Origin of the sequence: Streptomyces sp. NPDC051322 (assembly GCF_040689485.1) — a bacterium.
GTDB lineage: Bacteria > Actinomycetota > Actinomycetes > Streptomycetales > Streptomycetaceae > Streptomyces.
The window spans coordinates 69,094-85,998 of sequence record NZ_JBFBAK010000009.1 but is presented as its reverse complement, the minus strand read 5'-3'; the positions used below and the strand labels follow the sequence as shown (position 1 = coordinate 85,998).

17 protein-coding genes are annotated in these 16,905 nt (G+C 70.0%); 9 read left to right on the top strand and 8 right to left on the bottom strand.

Features of this window, described 5'->3' with window-relative positions; genetic code table 11:
• Positions 1-190 precede the first annotated feature (190 nt).
• On the top strand, positions 191-994 hold the full coding sequence (locus AB0436_RS21515) for an aminoglycoside phosphotransferase (RefSeq protein WP_366469751.1): 804 nt from the start codon (positions 191-193) through the stop codon (positions 992-994).
• Positions 995-1,205: 211 nt separating this feature from the next.
• Here AB0436_RS21515 and AB0436_RS21510 read toward each other — a convergent pair whose 3' ends face one another.
• Complete coding sequence (locus AB0436_RS21510; protein ID WP_366469516.1) at positions 1,206-1,583, bottom strand: hypothetical protein; 378 nt, start codon at positions 1,581-1,583, stop codon at positions 1,206-1,208.
• A gap of 301 nt (positions 1,584-1,884) precedes the next feature.
• Here AB0436_RS21510 and AB0436_RS21505 point away from each other — a divergent pair, with 301 nt between their 5' ends.
• From AB0436_RS21505 to AB0436_RS21485, 5 genes are all read left to right on the top strand, one after another.
• Entirely contained in the window at positions 1,885-2,136 is a 252-nt protein-coding gene (locus AB0436_RS21505; protein WP_366469515.1) for a hypothetical protein, read from the top strand.
• A gap of 52 nt (positions 2,137-2,188) precedes the next feature.
• Positions 2,189-2,545 (top strand): hypothetical protein, encoded by a 357-nt coding sequence (locus tag AB0436_RS21500; RefSeq protein WP_366469514.1) that lies wholly within the window; start codon positions 2,189-2,191, stop codon positions 2,543-2,545.
• A gap of 363 nt (positions 2,546-2,908) precedes the next feature.
• Positions 2,909-4,282: a ricin-type beta-trefoil lectin domain protein gene (locus tag AB0436_RS21495; protein ID WP_366469513.1), complete on the top strand. Its 1,374-nt coding sequence runs from the start codon at positions 2,909-2,911 to the stop codon at positions 4,280-4,282.
• Positions 4,283-4,361: 79 nt separating this feature from the next.
• Complete coding sequence (locus tag AB0436_RS21490; protein WP_366469512.1) at positions 4,362-5,813, top strand: MFS transporter; 1,452 nt, start codon at positions 4,362-4,364, stop codon at positions 5,811-5,813.
• A gap of 181 nt (positions 5,814-5,994) precedes the next feature.
• Positions 5,995-6,828 (top strand): Bax inhibitor-1/YccA family protein, encoded by an 834-nt coding sequence (locus tag AB0436_RS21485; protein ID WP_366469511.1) that lies wholly within the window; start codon positions 5,995-5,997, stop codon positions 6,826-6,828.
• A gap of 139 nt (positions 6,829-6,967) precedes the next feature.
• Here the strand turns inward: AB0436_RS21485 and AB0436_RS21480 are convergent, their stop codons facing one another.
• Positions 6,968-7,198 (bottom strand): DUF4287 domain-containing protein, encoded by a 231-nt coding sequence (locus tag AB0436_RS21480; protein WP_365856298.1) that lies wholly within the window; start codon positions 7,196-7,198, stop codon positions 6,968-6,970.
• A 111-nt stretch (positions 7,199-7,309) separates the two neighbouring features.
• Here AB0436_RS21480 and AB0436_RS21475 point away from each other — a divergent pair, with 111 nt between their 5' ends.
• Positions 7,310-7,627 carry a hypothetical protein gene (locus tag AB0436_RS21475; protein ID WP_366469510.1) on the top strand — a complete coding sequence of 106 codons (318 nt, stop codon included), beginning with the start codon at positions 7,310-7,312 and terminating at the stop codon, positions 7,625-7,627.
• A 64-nt stretch (positions 7,628-7,691) separates the two neighbouring features.
• Here AB0436_RS21475 and AB0436_RS21470 read toward each other — a convergent pair whose 3' ends face one another.
• The 3 genes from AB0436_RS21470 to AB0436_RS21460 form a co-directional block, all read right to left on the bottom strand.
• Positions 7,692-8,564 carry a hypothetical protein gene (locus tag AB0436_RS21470; RefSeq protein ID WP_366469750.1) on the bottom strand — a complete coding sequence of 291 codons (873 nt, stop codon included), beginning with the start codon at positions 8,562-8,564 and terminating at the stop codon, positions 7,692-7,694.
• A 317-nt stretch (positions 8,565-8,881) separates the two neighbouring features.
• Positions 8,882-10,102 (bottom strand): acetyl-CoA C-acetyltransferase, encoded by a 1,221-nt coding sequence (locus tag AB0436_RS21465; RefSeq protein WP_366469508.1) that lies wholly within the window; start codon positions 10,100-10,102, stop codon positions 8,882-8,884.
• A gap of 231 nt (positions 10,103-10,333) precedes the next feature.
• Positions 10,334-11,326, bottom strand: a complete 993-nt coding sequence (locus AB0436_RS21460) for an SGNH/GDSL hydrolase family protein (protein WP_366469749.1) — start codon at positions 11,324-11,326, stop codon at positions 10,334-10,336.
• Positions 11,327-11,423: 97 nt separating this feature from the next.
• Between AB0436_RS21460 and AB0436_RS21455 the strand changes: the two genes are divergently transcribed.
• Positions 11,424-12,809 carry a cystathionine beta-synthase gene (locus AB0436_RS21455; protein WP_366469748.1) on the top strand — a complete coding sequence of 462 codons (1,386 nt, stop codon included), beginning with the start codon at positions 11,424-11,426 and terminating at the stop codon, positions 12,807-12,809.
• 283 nt (positions 12,810-13,092) lie between these two features.
• Here AB0436_RS21455 and AB0436_RS21450 read toward each other — a convergent pair whose 3' ends face one another.
• Entirely contained in the window at positions 13,093-13,917 is an 825-nt protein-coding gene (locus AB0436_RS21450; RefSeq protein ID WP_366469507.1) for a helix-turn-helix transcriptional regulator, read from the bottom strand.
• 172 nt (positions 13,918-14,089) lie between these two features.
• On the opposite strand from AB0436_RS21450, the gene AB0436_RS21445 reads away from it, so the two are divergent.
• Complete coding sequence (locus tag AB0436_RS21445) at positions 14,090-14,851, top strand: SDR family oxidoreductase (RefSeq protein ID WP_366469506.1); 762 nt, start codon at positions 14,090-14,092, stop codon at positions 14,849-14,851.
• 19 nt (positions 14,852-14,870) lie between these two features.
• Here AB0436_RS21445 and AB0436_RS21440 read toward each other — a convergent pair whose 3' ends face one another.
• Together AB0436_RS21440 and AB0436_RS21435 are read right to left on the bottom strand one after the other, a co-directional pair.
• Positions 14,871-15,296 carry a hypothetical protein gene (locus AB0436_RS21440; RefSeq protein ID WP_366469505.1) on the bottom strand — a complete coding sequence of 142 codons (426 nt, stop codon included), beginning with the start codon at positions 15,294-15,296 and terminating at the stop codon, positions 14,871-14,873.
• Positions 15,297-15,386: 90 nt separating this feature from the next.
• A complete protein-coding gene (locus AB0436_RS21435) occupies positions 15,387-16,796 on the bottom strand; it encodes a cytosine permease (RefSeq protein WP_366469504.1) in 1,410 nt (469 codons plus the stop codon).
• Positions 16,797-16,905: the final 109 nt, after the last annotated feature.

The window sequence follows — 16,905 nt, the reverse complement described above, 5'->3', positions numbered from 1 at the left end:
TACCCCAGGCGGCCCGGGACGTCCGCTCTCCCCGGTAGCGGCGCCCTCACCCTCTCGCGCGGTGCGTGGTCGTTGAAAGCCGACTGACCAGCACGAAACCCTCGGGCTATGGCCCCGGCCGTCTGCTCCCCCTTGCAGACGGCCGGGGTGGGGCGCGCCAACCCCAGCCTCCAAGGAACCGCGCGTGTCCATGTCCCGTATCCCCTTCGAGCAGCTTCCCGTCGAAGTTCGCCAGGCCATGGTCGACAAGGCCGGCGTCGTGCGCCAGGCGACGACCGTGCGCGGCGGGATGAACTCCGGTATCGCCTCTGTGCTCGTTACCGACAACGGCAGCGTCTTCGTCAAGGGCATCACTGCCGATCACCCCCAGGCCGGTGCGCAGCAGCGTGAGGCTGCCGTGGCCCCGTGCCTGCCGCCCTCCTGCCCGCGCCTCTACTGGCACCTGGAGGTCGAAGGCTGGAGCCTCCTCGGCTACGAGGTGGTCGACGGCCGTCACGCCGACTACGCGCCCGGCTCCCCGGACCTGCTGCTCGTAGCCGCGGCGCTCACTGAGCTTCAAGGCATCTCTGCTCCGGCCGACGTCGAGATCAAACAGGCCGAGGACAGGTGGCAGGAGTACGCGCAGCCGGGCACGGTGCAGCACTTCGCCGGCGAGACGCTGCTGCACACGGACTTCGCCCCCGACAACGTCCTGATCGCCGAAGGGCGGGCCAGGCTCATCGACTGGGCGTGGCCGACGCGGGGCGCGGCGTGGATCGACTCGGGCGCGCTGGCGCTGCGCCTCATGGAAGCCGGCCACCCGGTGGAGGCGGCGGTCGCCTTCGCGCGCCGCTTCCCGTCTTGGCGCAATGCTGCGCCCGAAGCGCTCGCAGCGTTCGGTGCGGCGACGGCAGCCCTGTGGCAGGAGATTGCGGAGCAGGACGGCGTCGCGTGGAAGCAGGCGATGGCACAACAGGCGGCCACGCTGGGGCGCGCCCTCGGCGGCCTGCAGTAGTCGACCCCCGGTGGTGAGTGGCTAGAGCGGTCGCTGCACCACCGGTTCGCCGACTTTCGGACACTCGGCGAGTGGTTCGAGTTCCCCGTGAGCTGTGACTCGGTGGGCTTCGTATCCAAGGCCCCGAGGGCATCGCCGCAGGTCGACGACTCCCGCCTGTAACGGTGCGCACGGTGCGCCAAAACTTGGCGCACGCGCCCCGTGGTCCGGGTCAGGACGGGCTGATTCGGGCTAGGGACAGAGCGGTTCGGATCTCGTTGGCGGCTCGGTCCGCGTGCCGGCGGGGGTTGCTACGAGCGAGGTCGAGAAGTCGGCCGCCGGTTACGCCGGCGAGCTCGGCCTCGTCGAAGTAGGCGATCCAGTAGGGCTCGTCGTTGTCCCTGCTGACGCCCGAAAGCGCTTCGGATGCTCGGTCCGTTGCGCGCTGGAATCCAGCTAGTCGGCCCTGCGCTGCGTAGGCCCACGCCTCCCGGGTGGGGAGCATGGCCCGGACACGGGGGCCGACGACGTCGCGGGCGCCTTCCTGGGCCAGGTTGATGAGCTGGAGTGCGTCGTCCGGGCGGTCGCCATACAGCATCTGTCGGGCCATGCCTGCCAAGATGTTGGCGCCGAAGGCCACGTCGCCTCCAGCGTGAGCTGCGCGCAGCGCCAGAGTGGCGGCTCGACGGCGCGCCGCCGGTCGGCGTGGGACTTCGAACCCGGATGCACCAGGAGCCCGCCCAGCGGAGGGCTGGGTGGGCCGCGGGCGAGCTCGGGCCACGAGGACGATGGAGCGGCGCGGGCCGGGGGGGTGATGGCGTGACCAAGACCAGGTTGCGGGCGTTCTCATGAACGGCGCCACCTCCGGCGCCGACACGAACGAGCCGACACGAATGAACGGAGCAACCCTGATGCGTGGGACAAGTCTGGGAGCAGCCGCGTTGCTGTCCGGCGCGGCAATCCTGTGCGGCGCCGCGACGGCCATGGCAGACCCGGGGCAGACGGATGTCGCCCAGGACAACCCCGTGACCCGGCTCTTGGGCACCGTCCGGGGCCCGATGGCCGACACCTCCGCGCCCTGTGCTGCCCCGTATGCCAACCACGACATCCTCCTGGGCGACCGCGGCGGATGCCATAACGTGCAGATCAACCGGGCCGGCTGACCCTACCGGCGGCGCCGGGAACTGCGACCACGCAGGGCACGTCAGTAGGGGCATGAAGGAGCGAGCAGCACCCGCGGGTGCCATCGGCTGCCTCGTGGCGGCTGTCGGTATGTGTGTCGGGTTCGGGGTGTGGCTGCGGGGTGCCCGCCCGGCTCTTCGGGGGAGTTTCGAAGGCCAACGGGACTGGAGCCTGCTGTATGCGGAGCTGCCGTTCATGCTGCTCGGGGTTCCGGCGATCACGCTGGCGGCGTGGGCAGTCACCGGCCGCGTGCTCCGCCGCCGGGCCGGGAGAAGTGCGCGGAACGCGGTATCGGGTGGGGTGGCCGCGGTCACGCTGACCGCACTCGCCTGGGCATGTCTCGCGTGGCTGGACATCCGGGTCGACGCCTTCTTCCAGGGCGATGCGTGACCCGGGAGCGCTGTACCCGCAGCCGGCCGGCACCGGCGGCCCGCTGCCCCTGCTGGAGGTGCTTGCCGCGCGAGCCCGGGACGCCGGTCCTGCGGGCCCGTAGGAGGCGGTCTTCGGTCGGCGTGCAGTTCTCTGCGGGCGCCGGAGGGGCGGTGTTCGGATGCAAACGTTTGTGAGCGCTTCGGTTCGCTCCGTAGCGATGCGGTTGGGCGGTCCGTTATCGATGTCTCTGGCCACATCGGTCGAACCACTGAGAGCCGCAAGGAGGACGAGCTGATGAGATCGCCTCACCAAGCCACAGCTCGCGCAGCCGTGTTCACGCTGTTCAGACTGCTTGCCGTGTGCGCGCTGGCAGTAGGAACAATGACGACCGTCGGGTCGGGCCAGGCGCACGCGTCCACGAGCCAGTTCAGGGGCGTGAACTGGGCCGACCCGCGCGACAACTTCGTCAACGGCGTGCTGTACCCGTCCGGTCTCGGCTCGTCGGACACGCACGCTTCGGCAGCAACCGTGGCGGACCGGGTGGTCGGCCAGATGTACTCGATCACCGGCGCGAACACCGTCCGCATGCCGATCAACGAGCCCACCGTCGCCGGCTATTGGCCGACGTACACCGGGGCCATCGACAAGGCGCTCAGCAAGGGCAAGGTGATCCTGGCCTATTGGGCGTACGCCCACGGCAAACCGGCCGACATGACCGGCTTCAACAAGATGTGGGACACCGTCGTCGCCAGGTACGGGAGCAACCCGAACGCCTACTTCGAGGTCATCAACGAGCCGTACGCCTACGGCACCTCCGACCTCGACAATCTGTACAACGACTGGCTGGCCAGGCACTCCCGGGTGCCGCGCGGCCGGGTGGTACTCGACGGGGCCGGCTACGCGCAGAACGTCGCGGCGGTCGGAGGGGACAGCCGCCTGAACAACACGCTGCTCGCGGTGCACGACTACTCGTTCTTCGCGAGCTACGAGGACGAGACCAGCTGGGCGAACCACCTCGCCGGCTACATCGGCGCCTACGCCGGCCGGACCATCGCCACCGAATGGGGCGGCCCGATGAGCCCCGGCAGCAAGAACGGCGTCCAGTACGACACCATCGACTACAGCATTCCGAGCGGATCGTTCTTCGCCGACTACATCAGGGGCGTCAGCGGCGAACTGCACCACCTCGGTATGGGCAGCGTGTACTGGCCCGGTCTGCGCGACGGCGACTGGTACAGCCTGACGACCAGGAGCGGGAGCGGCGCGGGTATCAAGCTGTCGCTGGCCAACCCCTCCGGGCTGACCCGGCTGCAGTACGCGTGGGGCATCGGCAACGGAGGCGGTAGCTACGTCAGGATCACCAACGCTGCCACCGGCCTCTACATCGACGGCGCCGGACGTACCGCCAACGGATCCGATGCCGACCTGTGGAGCGACAGCGGCAGCCGCTACGAGGAGCAGTGGACCATCGAGAACGACGGCAGCTTCGTACGCATCAAGAACCGGGCCACCGGGCTCTACCTGGACGGCCAGGGCCGCACCTCCGACGGTGCCGCGGTGGGCCAGTACGACGGGACCGGCAGCACCAACCAGCAGTGGTCGGTCCTGACCGACGCGAACAACGTGCGCATCAAGAACCGCGCCACCGGCCTGTACATCGACGGCATGGGCCGCACCGACGCCGGCTCCGATCTGGGGCAGTACGGCGACTCGAACAGCGTCAACCAGCAGTGGCGGATCACGGCGGTCGGCTGACCGGGGGCTGCCCCCGCTTCGCGAAGGTTCATCCCGCCCGATGACGGGCACCGGACAGGCCGACGGAGGGAGCGTTCCGGTGGCCGATCGAGATCCTGACCGAAGCCGGTCCCGGCCGCGGCCGGCGGACGCACAGCCCGGTACGGCCGGGCCGGACGAGGGTCCGTCGGCCGGGTCGCGGCGAGTCGTCCTGGTGGTGATGTGTGCGGGGTATTTCCTGGTGCTGCTGGACGTGACCATCGTCAACGTCGCGCTGCCGCACATCGCCGGCGCTCTCTCCACCGGCGGCAGCGGACTGCAGTGGGTCGTCGACGCGTACACCGTCGTCCTGGCAGCCGGCATGCTCAGTGCGGGCACGGTCGGTGACCTCTACGGGCACAAACGGGTCGTGCTGGCCGGTCTTGCGGTCTTCGGTCTGGCTTCGCTGGGCTGCGGCCTGGCTCCCGGCCCCGGGACCTTGATCGCGTTCCGCGCACTGCAGGGCGTCGGTGCCGCGCTCCTGCTGCCCGGCACGCTGGCCGTCATCACGCACACCTTTCCCGGCAAGGGGGAGCAGGCGCGCGCGATCGGCCTGTGGGCGGGCATCGGCAGCGTGGCCCTCGCGGCGGGGCCGCTGCTGGGCGGGGTGCTCGTGCAGTGGCTGAGCTGGCGCGCGGTGTTCCTGCTCAACGTGCCGATCGTGGTGGCGGCCCTGATGACGGCCGGCCGGGTGGTCCGCGAGAGCCGCGAGGCGCGCGGGCGGCGGCTGGACCCGCCGGGCATGCTGCTGGGAGCTGTGGCGCTGTTCGCCGTCACGTTCGCGTTCATCCAGGCCGGGCGCTCCGGCCGGGGGATCGCGGTCGATGTGGCGATCGGGGCGGCGGTTGTGACGCCGGCCGCGTTCGTGGTCACCGAACACCTACGGGAGCAGCCGATGCTGCCGCTGCGGTATCTGCGCCGGCCGGCTTTCACCACCGCCAACGCCGTTGCCGGCGTGATGAATCTGGGCACCCTGGGCGCGCTGTTCGTCCTCACCCTCTATCTGCAGGTCGTCCAGCACCGATCGGCGATCGAGGCGGGCGCGGCGACGATTCCGCTGTTCCTCCCGCTGAGTGTGCTGGCCCCCTTCGCGGGACGGCTCACCGCACGCATCGGCCCGCGCATCCCCATGGCCGGCGGCCTGTTCGTGTCCGCTGCCGGACTGGCGCTGCTCGGCGTCCTGCACGCCGACTCCCCCTACGGCGAACTGCTGCCCGCCCTGTTGCTGTGGGGCATCGGTCTGGGGTTGCTCACCCCGGCGGTCGTCGCCGCCGGGATGTCGGCCGTCCCGGCCGAACAGGCCGGGCTGGCGTCCGCGGTCAACAACACCGCACGACAGACCGGCGGGGCCGTGGGCATCGCCGCGTTCGGCGCGCTCGCAGGCAGCACCGCCCACCCGCCGTCGTTCCTCACCGGCATGCACCAGGCGGCCTTTGTCGCTGTCGGGCTCTACCTGGCGGCCGCACTGGCCACCCTCGCGGCCATTCCCCGCCGGGGCCCGTCCGCAGGCTGACCGGCCCCAGGCGGTGGATCCGGCCTTGAGGCCGTGCGGGTGGCCCGGCGCCGGGGCCGGGATGAAACCCCCAGATCGGCGTCATAATCGTGAAAAGATCCTTCCCGGGCAGTAGAGCCATCCCTTTGCTGTCCCATTACTCTTGTTGCGAGGCCACGCCCGGTGGCCACTGAGGAGTGAGATGAGGAGCAGCAACCCGGTCTTCTCGCGACGGGGCTTCAGCCGTGACACCGGCTACGCGGGCTTCAACGCGGTGCCGCAGGCCGGGGGCCCGGCGGTAGGGACCAACCCGTACGCGACCAACCCGTACGCCACCGACCCCTACGCCCCGCCAGCGCCTCCGCGCACCAACGTGATGACGATGGACGACGTCGTCACCCGTACGGCCATGACGCTCGGCACCGTGGTGCTCGGCGCCGTACTGGCCTGGGTGGCGCTGCCGGTCACCGCGACCAGTTTCGGTCTGGCCTTCGGGTCCGCGCTGGTGGCCTTCGTCTTCGCCATGGTGCAGTCCTTCAAGCGCAAGCCGGTTCCCGCGCTGATCTTCGGTTACGCCATCTTCGAGGGCATCTTCCTCGGCGTGATCAGCGAGATGTACAACAGCCAGTGGTCCGGCGCGCCCTTCCAGGCGGTGCTCGGCACGATGGCGGTCTCGGCCGCCACGCTGTTCGCGTACAAGCAGCGCTGGATCCGGGTCACCGCACGGTATGCCCGTATCGGCATGACCATCGCCATCGCCTTCGTGATCGTGATGGTGGTCAACCTGCTGCTCGTCGTCACCGGCGTCGCCGACCACGGCGGCCTGCGCAGCTTCGGTCCGCTCGGCCTGGCCGTCGGGGTGCTGGCCATCCTGATCGGCTGCTTCTTCCTGACCCTCGACTTCAAGCAGATCGAGGACGGCATCGCCTACGGCGCGCCGCGTGAGGAGTCCTGGCTGGCCGCCTTCGGCCTGACGATGGCGCTGGTCTGGATCTACATGGAGATGCTGCGCATCGTCGCGATCTTCAACCGCTAGGTCCTGTCCGGCCGGTCTTGTCGGATCAGCCCGCACCAGGCGTTCCGGGTCCGGCAAAGATCGGCCGGACAGGACCTGGCCTTCTGCGGTGAGGTGAGGGCCCGTCCGGATTCGCTCCGGGCGGGCCCTTCCGTACGTCTCAGGCCAGCCGCCGCGCGGCGCGCCTCAGGTCGTACTCGTGGATGATGGCCTTGGCGTGACCGTAAGCCAGGTGGTGTTCGGTCCTCAGCCAGCTGACCTTCTCGTCGAAGCGGACGAGGGTGGGTCCTTCGTCGACGGCACGGAGCCAGTCGGACACTTCCCGCCCTGTGCACTGGGGGATGCGGGAGAGCAGATTGCGGTGGGTCTCATCGGAGAAGACTTGGGACATCGGCGCCTCCGGAGGCATTGCGCTGAGTCGGCCGTAGACCGTCCTTCCATGCACCGTGCCTGAGCTTCGGCCCGTTGGCAACAGTCGGACGCGGGCGCGTAGGGTCGCGGCGTGCTTGATACGACCCCCCTCACTACCGCGGTGGCCCGGTTCGCCGACCGACTGCGGTCCGCCCCGCAGAGCCGGCTGCAGCGCGGCGCCGCCGCTGAAGGGCTCGCGCTGGCCAGAGAACTCTCCTTGCGGGCACAGCGACTTGAGGATCCGGACGCCCCGGCGCGGATCATGCCGGACGCCGGGATGTTCGTCGTGGCCGATCAACTCGTCGTCGCCGGGAACGACCTGGCCGAGGAACTGCGGACGGCCCCGTCCGAGGAGCTGGACGAGGCCGTGAGGATCGTGGAAGCGGCGGCGGGCGCAGCGGGACTGTGACGGCGGTCCGCTGCGCGGGGGACGCCCGGGGCGCGGGAGTCCCGGTGGGGGCTCCCGGCGGGGCTCAGAGTGAGGCTATGACGCGGTCGGCGAGGATGTAGACGTTCTCGTCCCCGCACATGAAGGTCAGTGCGAACGCACCGGAGATCCCGGAACCCCCCAGCAGTACCGGCGCTTCACCCAGACGGAGTGCTTCGGCCAGGCGTTCGGCGGTCTCCCGGTGGCCCGGCGTCATGCAGAGCGTGGTGCCGTCCGTGAAGACGTACACATCGAGGGTGCCGAGCGGTCCGGGGCGCACGTCGGTGAGCGCGGTGCGGGTCTCGGCGAGTGCCTCGAGCCGGTTGACCATGCGCTCATGGTCCGACACGGCGGGTGCCTGGGCCGGAATGAAGTCCGGATGCGAAGGGTGCCGGCGGCGGGCCGCGGCCAGTTCGGCGCTCTCGTTGGCGAATTCGTCGGCGGCCGGTTCGTCATCCGTGCCGGCGGCCGGCTCTGCCGCCGGCTCCAGCTCGGTGCCGAAACCCGTCTCGAAGGCCGTCTCGAAGGCCGTCTCGAGTCCCGTTTCGGCGGCGGCGTCGAAACCCGCGTCGAAGCCGGTGAAGTCCGCCTGGCGGGGCAGGAAGAACGCGGCATCCTCGCCGAGCCCGGCCAGACCGCCGAGCAGCGACGGCGCGTCCGCGGCGTCACGGGACTCCTGCGCGGCCCAGAAGGCTCGTGCTTCCGCCAGTTCACGTTCTCGTTCCTCGGCCAGCGCTTCGGCGACCGCGGCGCGTATCTCGACGGCCGGAGTCTCCCGCGCGGCGGGTACGGTCACGCCCCGGGCGCCGCCGGCCGTCACGGCCAGCTCGCCGCGGAGAGCGGCGATCTGGCGGCGCAGGCCGTGTGCGGCGTGCAGGGACGCAGCCCCGACAGCCGTGGCGGCGGCCGTCGTCAGCAGCAGGGCAATAGACAAGGCGCTCACTGACTTACTCCCGGATTCAATGGTTCCCCGACTTACTACATCAGCTTGTCGTGGGAGTGTGCCGCCTGTCAGTGCATTACGTCATGAATTGGACAGGTCTTTGGGCCCGAGGTTAATCAGCGATACCTCTGTGACCTGCGGGAACGGCTCTCCCCCAGGAGATAGGTCACATCCTGGGGGAGATTCGGTCACGACTGGGACGCGAAAGGTGTATTCGGCGTCCTATTGTCACGGACCGGTGATCTTCCATGTCTCTGGGTGATCGAAACCACCGTCCGGCGGCCCGCTCCGGGTCAGCTCAGGCGCTCGATGACCATGGCCATGCCCTGGCCGCCGCCCACGCACATGGTCTCCAGACCGAACTGCTTGTCGTGGAACTGCAGGCTGTTGATCAGCGTGCCGGTGATCCGCGCGCCGGTCATCCCGAAGGGATGGCCCACCGCGATGGCGCCACCGTTGACGTTCACCTTGTCCAGGTCGAGTCCCAGGTCGCGGTACGACGGGATCACCTGGGCGGCGAACGCCTCGTTGATCTCGGCGAGATCGATGTCGCCGACGGTCAGCCCGGCCCGCTTCAGCGCCTGCTTGGACGCCTCCACCGGGCCGTAACCCATGATCTCGGGCGACAGGCCGGTGACACCCGTGGAGACGATCCGGGCCAGCGGGGTCAGCCCGAGCTCGCGCGCCTTGGTGTCGCTCATGATGACCAGCGCGGCGGCGCCGTCGTTGAGCGGGCAGCAGTTGCCGGCGGTGACCCGGCCGTCGGGGCGGAAGACCGGCTTCAGACCCTGCACGCCTTCCAGCGTCACTCCGGCGCGCGGGCCGTCGTCCTTCGAGACCACGGTGCCGTCCGGAAGGGCGACCGGGGTGATCTCGCGCTCCCAGAAGCCGTTCTTGATGGCTTCCTCGGCGAGGTTCTGCGAGCGGACGCCGAACTCGTCCATGTCCTGGCGGCTGATGCCCTTGAGGCCGGCGAGGTTCTCGGCGGTCTGGCCCATCGCGATGTACGCGTCGGGCACCAGGCCGTCCTCACGCGGGTCGTGCCAGCTGGCGCCCGCGGTCTGCGCGACGGCCTCGGTACGGGCCTCGGCCTCCGCGAACAGCGGGTTGTGCGTGTCCGGCAGGCTGTCCGAATTGCCCTTCACGAAGCGCGACACCATTTCGACGCCGGCCGAGATGAAGACGTCGCCCTCGCCCGCCTTGATGGCGTGCAGCGCCATCCGGGACGTCTGCAGGGACGACGAGCAGTAACGGGTGACCGTGCAGCCGGGAAGGTGGTCCATCCCCATCTGTACGGCGACGATCCGGCCGAGGTTGTTGCCCTGCTCGCCGCCCGGCAGGCCGCAGCCGAGCATCAGGTCGTCGATGTCCTTCGGGTCCAGCTCCGGGACCTTGGCGAGGGCGGTGCGGATGATGGTCGCGGTGAGGTCGTCGGCGCGCAGGTCCTTCAGCGACCCCTTGAACGCACGACCGATCGGGGAGCGGGCGGTTGAGACGATCACGGCTTCGGGCATCACGTGCTCCAGAGGGCTCGGGGTGGCAGGCGCGGGGGCCTGGTGGGGTGGGTCCGGTCACGGGTGGGCAGGCTGTCTGGAAGTTACCCGCCCGTAGTGCAGAGGTCACCGGACCTGGCGTGTGATACGGGACTCTTTTCTAAGCGACCGCTCAGAATGTAGTCCGTTTGCGGCCGGGACACCACCGGGGGCAGCACCGGGACGCCGCCGGGACGCCAGAAGGAGGCCATTTCACCCCTGCGGCGCGGCGTCCGCGGGCTCCGACGTGTCGGGCAGCCGCCGCCGACGCCGGTGCTTCAGCAGCGCCCACGGGGCCCGCGCCCCGGTGACCTCCGTGCCGGACTCCGCCGCGGCGGCCGAAGCGGCCTTCGCCACCGGCAGCATGTCCTCGTCGCGCGTGGCGTCCAGGTGGTCCGTCTCCGGCCACAGCCCCAGCGCCGCACACAGCGTGGGCAGCACGGCCATCGCGGCCGTCGCATAACCCTCCGCCGACGGGTGGTAATTGTCCGGCCCGAACAGCTCACGCGGGTTCGCGGCGAACTCGGGCCCCAGCAGCTCGCCCAGCGACACCGTGCGCCCGCCCTGCTCGATCACCCCGATCGTCTGCGCCGCCGCCAGTTGCCGGGACACCCGTCGCGCCAGCCAGCGCAGCGGCTGGTACACCGGCTCCACCGTGCCCAGATCCGGGCAGGTGCCCACGACGACCTCGGCGCCGGCCGCACGCAGCCTGCGCACCGCCGTGGTGAGATGGCGGACCGACTGGGTCGGCGGCATCCGGTGGGTCACGTCGTTCGCGCCGACCATGATCACGCACACCTCCGGGAGGCGCTCCGGATCATCGAGGATCAGGGCCACCTGACGGTCCAGATCGTCCGACATCGCACCCGGCAGGGCCACGTTCCGCAGATCCACCGGGCGCTCCGCCACCGCGGCGAGCCCCGAAGCCAGCAGCGCGGCCGGCGTCTGACCGGCCCGCCGCACGCCCTGCCCCGCCGCAGTGGAGTCGCCGAGCATGGCCAGCCGCAAGGGCTCCAGGTGGCCGCTGCGCCCGGCGAACGCCAGTCCGTACCGCCCGTCCGCGTTCGGCGCCTGGGGGGCGCGCCCACCGCCCACGGACCGCTTCGCCAGTTGCACCTCGGCGAGTACCACGCCCACCGCTGCCGCCCCGACCAGGCCGATGCCGCCTCCGCCGTATGCCGCGCCCGCGGCGATCCGCCGTGCCACCCTCGCTCTCGACACCGCCACCTCCTCATAGCCGTACATCACCTAACTGCCCGGAGACAGGTGCCGCCCAATCTTGTCCAATACGCTGACCGTCATGGTGCACTTTCACGACTCGATGATCAGCCTCGTCGGCAACACCCCGCTGGTGAGGCTCAACAACGTGACCACGGGTATCAGGGCGACCGTCCTGGCCAAGGTCGAATACTTCAACCCGGGCGGCTCGGTGAAGGACCGCATCGCGGTCCGCATGATCGAGGCGGCCGAGCAGAGCGGCGAGCTGCAGCCCGGCGGCACGATCGTCGAGCCGACCAGCGGCAACACCGGCGTCGGGCTTGCCATCGTGGCCCAGCAGAAGGGCTACAAGTGCATCTTCGTGTGCCCGGACAAGGTCTCCACCGACAAGATCAACGTGCTCCGGGCGTACGGCGCAGACGTCGTCGTCTGCCCGACCGCGGTGGACCCGGACCACCCCGACTCGTACTACAACGTCTCCGACCGCCTGGTCAGGGAGACGCCGGGCGCCTGGAAGCCCGACCAGTACAGCAACCCGAACAACCCGCGCTCGCACTACGAGACCACCGGCCCCGAGCTGTGGGAACAGACGGACGGGAAGATCACCCACTTCGTCGCGGGCGTCGGCACCGGCGGCACGATTTCCGGTACCGGCCGCTACCTCAAGGACGTCTCGGACGGCCGGGTGAAGATCATCGGGGCCGACCCGGAGGGCTCCGTGTACTCCGGCGGCTCGGGACGCCCGTACCTGGTCGAGGGTGTCGGGGAGGACTTCTGGCCGACGGCGTACGACAGCTCCGTCACCGATGACATCGTCGCGGTGTCCGACAAGGACTCCTTCCAGATGACCCGCCGCCTCGCCAAGGAGGAGGGCCTGCTGGTCGGCGGCTCCTGCGGGATGGCCGTGATGGCTGCGCTGCACGTGGCCAAGGACCTCGGTCCGGACGACATCGTGGTGGTGCTGCTGCCGGACAGCGGGCGCGGCTACCTCAGCAAGATCTTCAATGATGAGTGGATGAACGACTACGGCTTCCTGGAGCAGCCGGGGACGGATCCGCGCGTCGCCGACGTCCTCGAGTACAAGTCGCACGGCATTCCGCATCTCGTGCACATGCACCCCGAGGAGACCGTCGGCGAGGCCATCGACGTGCTGCGCGAGTACGGCGTCTCGCAGATGCCGATCGTCAAGCCGGGCGCCGGGCATCCGGACGTGATGGCCGCCGAGGTCATCGGCTCCGTCGTCGAACGCGAGCTGCTCGACGCGCTGTTCACCAAGCGGGCCCTGCTGGGGGACGCCCTGGAGAAGCACATGTCCTCCCCGCTCCCGCTGGTCGGTTCCGGCGAGCCGGTCGGGGACCTGATGTCCGTGCTGGGCAAGGCGGACGCGGCGATCGTCCTGGTGGAGGGCAAGCCGACGGGTGTGGTGACCCGGCAGGACCTGCTGGCGTTCCTGGCCAAGAGCGACGCCTGAGGGCCGCCCCGTAATCCCTGGCGGATCCCTTCTCGACAGTGGTACGAGCCCGACATGTTCACGCAGCACGCTCTTAACACGGCCCGGGCACAGTAGTGGATGTCGGAAGGGCGGCCTTCCGGCGGCACGAACGGCGTCACGGACCTCCGGAGCGGCTCCCGGCCTCCAGGACGCCATGGGCGCGGCAACGGTCCCTGACCCGTCACCGCGTCCTCGCGGGGACCGCCGTCGTCCCGCCCTCCGGTTCGCCGGGGGTGCGGCGGTCCCCGTCATCCGGGCCGGGTCACTTCCGCGCGGGGGTCGTCCAACTCCCCAGCAGGGCCAGGCGCTCCGCCGTCGCGGAGCCGGGTTGCGGGGTGTAGGCCACCAGCAACTGGTCCGGGTCGCCCGGCAGGGCGAGGGTTTCGTACGGAAGGGACAGTTCGCCCACCACGGGGTGAGCGATGCGTTTCACTCCGTAGGTCTTCTCCTTCACCAGGTGGTCCGCCCAGAGTCGGCGGAAGTCGTCACTCTTCAGCGACAACTCGCCCACCAGAGCCGCAAGTTGCTTGTCATCGGGGTGGCGTCCCGCGTCCAGTCGCAGATGGGCGACCGTCTCGGCCGCCACCGCGTCCCACTCCGGATACAGCTCGCGGGCCTCCGGGGTGAGGAACACCTGCCGGGGCATGTTCCGATTCTGCGGTGTCATCCGGCCGAAGCCGTTGACCGCGTCCGCCAGCGCGTTCCAGCCGAGGACGTCCATGCGCCGGCCGAGCACGAAGGCGGGCGCCCGCTCGATGGTGTCGAGCAGCAACTGGAGCCCGGGCCGCACCCGCTGGCGGACCACGGGCGAGGTGCGGCGCGGACGGGCCACCTCGCGGAGATACTGCTGTTCGGTCCCGTCCAGCCGCAGGACCCGGCCGACCGCTTCCAGTACGGCGTCCGAGACGCTCGTTCCGCGGCCCTGCTCCAGACGGATGTAGTAGTCGACACTCACCCCCGCGAGCTGCGCCACCTCCTCGCGCCGCAGCCCCGGCACCCGGCGGCGTCCGTGCGCGGGCAGACCCACCTCCTCGGGCTGTATGCGGGCGCGCCGTGAGCGCAGGAAGTCTCCGAGTTCACCGTCCATGGCGCCGAGCCTAAGGGCCCGGCCCTCAGGACATGGCGCCGGTGGCAACCTGGTACTGGCAGACCCAGGAAAAGGTCAGCCCTGGGTAACCCGCCGGGCCCCCGGCAGAGTGGTCTCCGTCAGCAGGAACACCCCTGCGGAACCCCGCAGGAAGCCGAGGGAGCCACGCATCATGACGTACGAGAACCTTTCCGGCCGGACCGCGGTGATCACCGGAGCGGCCAGCGGCATGGGCGAGGCGACGGCCCGGCTGCTGGCCGCCCGCGGAGCCCGGGTGGCGCTGCTGGCCCGGCGTGCCGGGCGGCTCGATGAGCTGGCCGAAAAGATCAGGGCCGAGGACGGGCAGGCGCTGGCCGTGACCGCGGATGTCACCGACCAGCAGTCGGTGGACGCCGCCGTGGCCCGGGTCCACGAGGCGTACGGGCCGGTCGATCTGCTGGTGAACGGGGCAGGCGTGATGCTGCCGAACCCGGTCGATGACGGCCGTATCGACGAGTGGCAGCGGATGCTGGACACCAATGTGACCGGCGCGCTGCGCATGATCCGTGCCTTCACCCCGGACCTGCTGGCCGCCGCGGCGGACGGCCGGACGGCCGACCTGGTCAACATCTCCTCGATCGGCGCGCACGTGATGTTTCCGAACTACGCCGTCTATGGTGCGACCAAGGCCGCGCTCACCTATCTTTCCGAGTCGCTGCGCACCGAACTGGGCCCGCGCGACGTCCGGGTGACCAATATCGAGCCCGGCCTGACCGACACGGAGCTCGGCGGGCACATCGACAACGCCGAGCTGTCGGGGCAGCTGAACGGCATGTCCGATGCCATCGGACCGCTGGCCTCGGACGAGATCGCGGACCTGGTCGGATACGTCACGAGCCGGGCCCGGCACATCAACCTGCGCCAGGTGATCGTGCTCCCGACGCGTCAGGCGTGAACCCGGACGCTGTGCCCGGTCATTCCTCCCAGTCCGACGCGGAGGAGGACGTGCCCCGGCGGTGCGGGAACAGGCCGCCGTCGCGGGCCGCGTGGACCACGTTGACGCCGACGATGCCCGCCCAGGTCACCAGCAGTCCCGCGAGGTGGGCCTGGGCGGCGCCGATGGCGGACAACGGGATGGCCACGATCAGCGTGATGATGCCGAAGCCGAAGCGCTCCCCGAATCCGCTCTCGGACTGCGGCGGGCGGCTGCCCCTGGCCACCACCAGCTGCTGCTCGGCGAGCTGGCGGCGCACCCGGCGGTCCACCGTGCCGTCGAGACGCTGCTCCACTTTTTCCAGGAACGACTCGACCAGCGCGGTGTCGTAGTCCGCGCCCAGTTCCCTGCGGGCGTGCAGGGTGGCGTCGAGTTCCTTCTTCAGCTCCGGTTCGCTGGCTTCCATGGTGAATACGGTACGAATCCGGGGCCGCCGGGGCAGTGGGGCTAACCCCCCAATGCGGTGGGGGCCCTCCTCCGGACGGGTCCCGGCGCGCTAACGGGACGCCGGGGCGGAGGCCGCGGCGGTGCGGATGGTGGCCGGCGGGATGTGCGCGGTGTTGCGGTGGGCCAGCAGCCAGTACAGCGCCGCGGGGATCAGCAGACCCACGATCCAGGAGATGTCCGCTCCGCCGAGCGGGGCGACCAGGGGGCCGGTGTAGAAGGACGTGGCCAGGAAGGGGAACTGGGCCAGCAGGCCGACTCCGTAGACCAGCAGGGCGTCCCAGCGCCAGGAACCGTAGCGGCCGTGCGGGTCGGAGAGGGCGGGGATGTCGTAGCGCTCCCGGGAGATCAGGTAGTAGTCGACCAGGTTGATCGCCGACCACGGAGTGAAGAAGGCCAGCAGGAAGAGCAGGAAGTCCTTGAAGGAGTTCAGGAAGCTGTCCTTGCCGGCCAGGGCCACCACGGTGCCCGCGATCATGATGATCAGGATGTAGATCGTGCGGCCGCGCGGGGTGAGGGTCTTCTGGCCGCGGAAGCCGCTGATGCTGGTCACCATCGACATGAAGCCGCCGTAGGTGTTGAGCACATTGATGGTGAGCTTGCCCAGCGCGATGACGAAGTAGAGCACCGAGGCCATCAGGCCGGTGCCGCCGAGGCCGACCACGTAACCGACCTGGCTGTTCAGAAAGGCGTCGCCGGCGGTGGCGGCCACCAGGACGCCGAAGGTCATCGACCACTGGGAGCCCAGCGCGCTGCCGCCGAGCGTCCACCAGAAGGTGGCACGGCCGCTGGTGGTCCTGGGCAGATAGCGCGAGTAGTCGGCGACGTACGGGCCGAATGCCAGCTGCCAGGAAGCGGAGAGGGAGACCGCGAGGAGGAAGAGCGGGAACGAGAAGCTGTGGTCGTGCAGGACGGTCGAGAGGTCGATGCGGTCCAGCAGGCGGATGCCGAGGTAGACGAAGGCGACGGCGCAGACGATGCTCGCCACCCGGCCCAGGGTGTGGATGATCCGGTAGCCGATGACGGCCATGGCGGCGGTGACCACGGCGAAGACGACGATGCCCGTGGTGTCGCCGAGATGGGTGAGTTTGCCGACCGCCTGGCCGGCGAGCACGGTGCCGCTGGCGAAGAAGCCCACGTACATGAGGATGACGAGGACGAGCGGGACGACCGCTCCCTTCACGCCGAACTGGGCGCGCGAGGAGATCATCTGCGGCAGCCCGAGACGGGGGCCCTGCGCCGAGTGCAGGGCCATGACCGCGCCGCCGAGGAGATTGCCCAGGAGCAGCCCGACGATCGACCAGAGCGCGCCGCCGCCGAAGACCACGGCGAGCGCGCCGGTGACGACCGCGGTGATGTGGAGGTTCGCGCCGACCCAGAGGGTGAACTGGGAGAAGGCCGTGCCGTGGCGCTCCTCGTCGGGTACGACGTCGATCGAGCGCTGTTCCACCAGGCCTGCCATGGACGGCCTCCCTCTCGTTCCCCACATCACTGCGATACATCGCCGCGATGTATCGATCTATGCAGCGTGAGCCGAGATGAATGGAAGGTCAATAGGTGCAGGCTGCGGA

Excerpts from the sequence above, each read along its gene's own strand:
- AB0436_RS21515 (WP_366469751.1), top strand. The coding sequence starts at position 191 with ATGTCCCGTATCCCCTTCGAGCAGCTTCCCGTCGAAGTTCGCCAGGCC.
- AB0436_RS21510 (WP_366469516.1), bottom strand. The coding sequence starts at position 1,583 with ATGGCCCGACAGATGCTGTATGGCGACCGCCCGGACGACGCACTCCAG.
- AB0436_RS21505 (WP_366469515.1), top strand. The coding sequence starts at position 1,885 with ATGCGTGGGACAAGTCTGGGAGCAGCCGCGTTGCTGTCCGGCGCGGCA.
- AB0436_RS21500 (WP_366469514.1), top strand. The coding sequence starts at position 2,189 with ATGAAGGAGCGAGCAGCACCCGCGGGTGCCATCGGCTGCCTCGTGGCG.
- AB0436_RS21495 (WP_366469513.1), top strand. The coding sequence starts at position 2,909 with ATGACGACCGTCGGGTCGGGCCAGGCGCACGCGTCCACGAGCCAGTTC.
- AB0436_RS21485 (WP_366469511.1), top strand. The coding sequence starts at position 5,995 with ATGAGGAGCAGCAACCCGGTCTTCTCGCGACGGGGCTTCAGCCGTGAC.
- AB0436_RS21480 (WP_365856298.1), bottom strand. The coding sequence starts at position 7,198 with ATGTCCCAAGTCTTCTCCGATGAGACCCACCGCAATCTGCTCTCCCGC.
- AB0436_RS21465 (WP_366469508.1), bottom strand. The coding sequence starts at position 10,102 with ATGCCCGAAGCCGTGATCGTCTCAACCGCCCGCTCCCCGATCGGTCGT.
- AB0436_RS21450 (WP_366469507.1), bottom strand. The coding sequence starts at position 13,917 with ATGGACGGTGAACTCGGAGACTTCCTGCGCTCACGGCGCGCCCGCATA.
- AB0436_RS21445 (WP_366469506.1), top strand. The coding sequence starts at position 14,090 with ATGACGTACGAGAACCTTTCCGGCCGGACCGCGGTGATCACCGGAGCG.
- AB0436_RS21440 (WP_366469505.1), bottom strand. The coding sequence starts at position 15,296 with ATGGAAGCCAGCGAACCGGAGCTGAAGAAGGAACTCGACGCCACCCTG.
- AB0436_RS21435 (WP_366469504.1), bottom strand. The coding sequence starts at position 16,796 with ATGGCAGGCCTGGTGGAACAGCGCTCGATCGACGTCGTACCCGACGAG.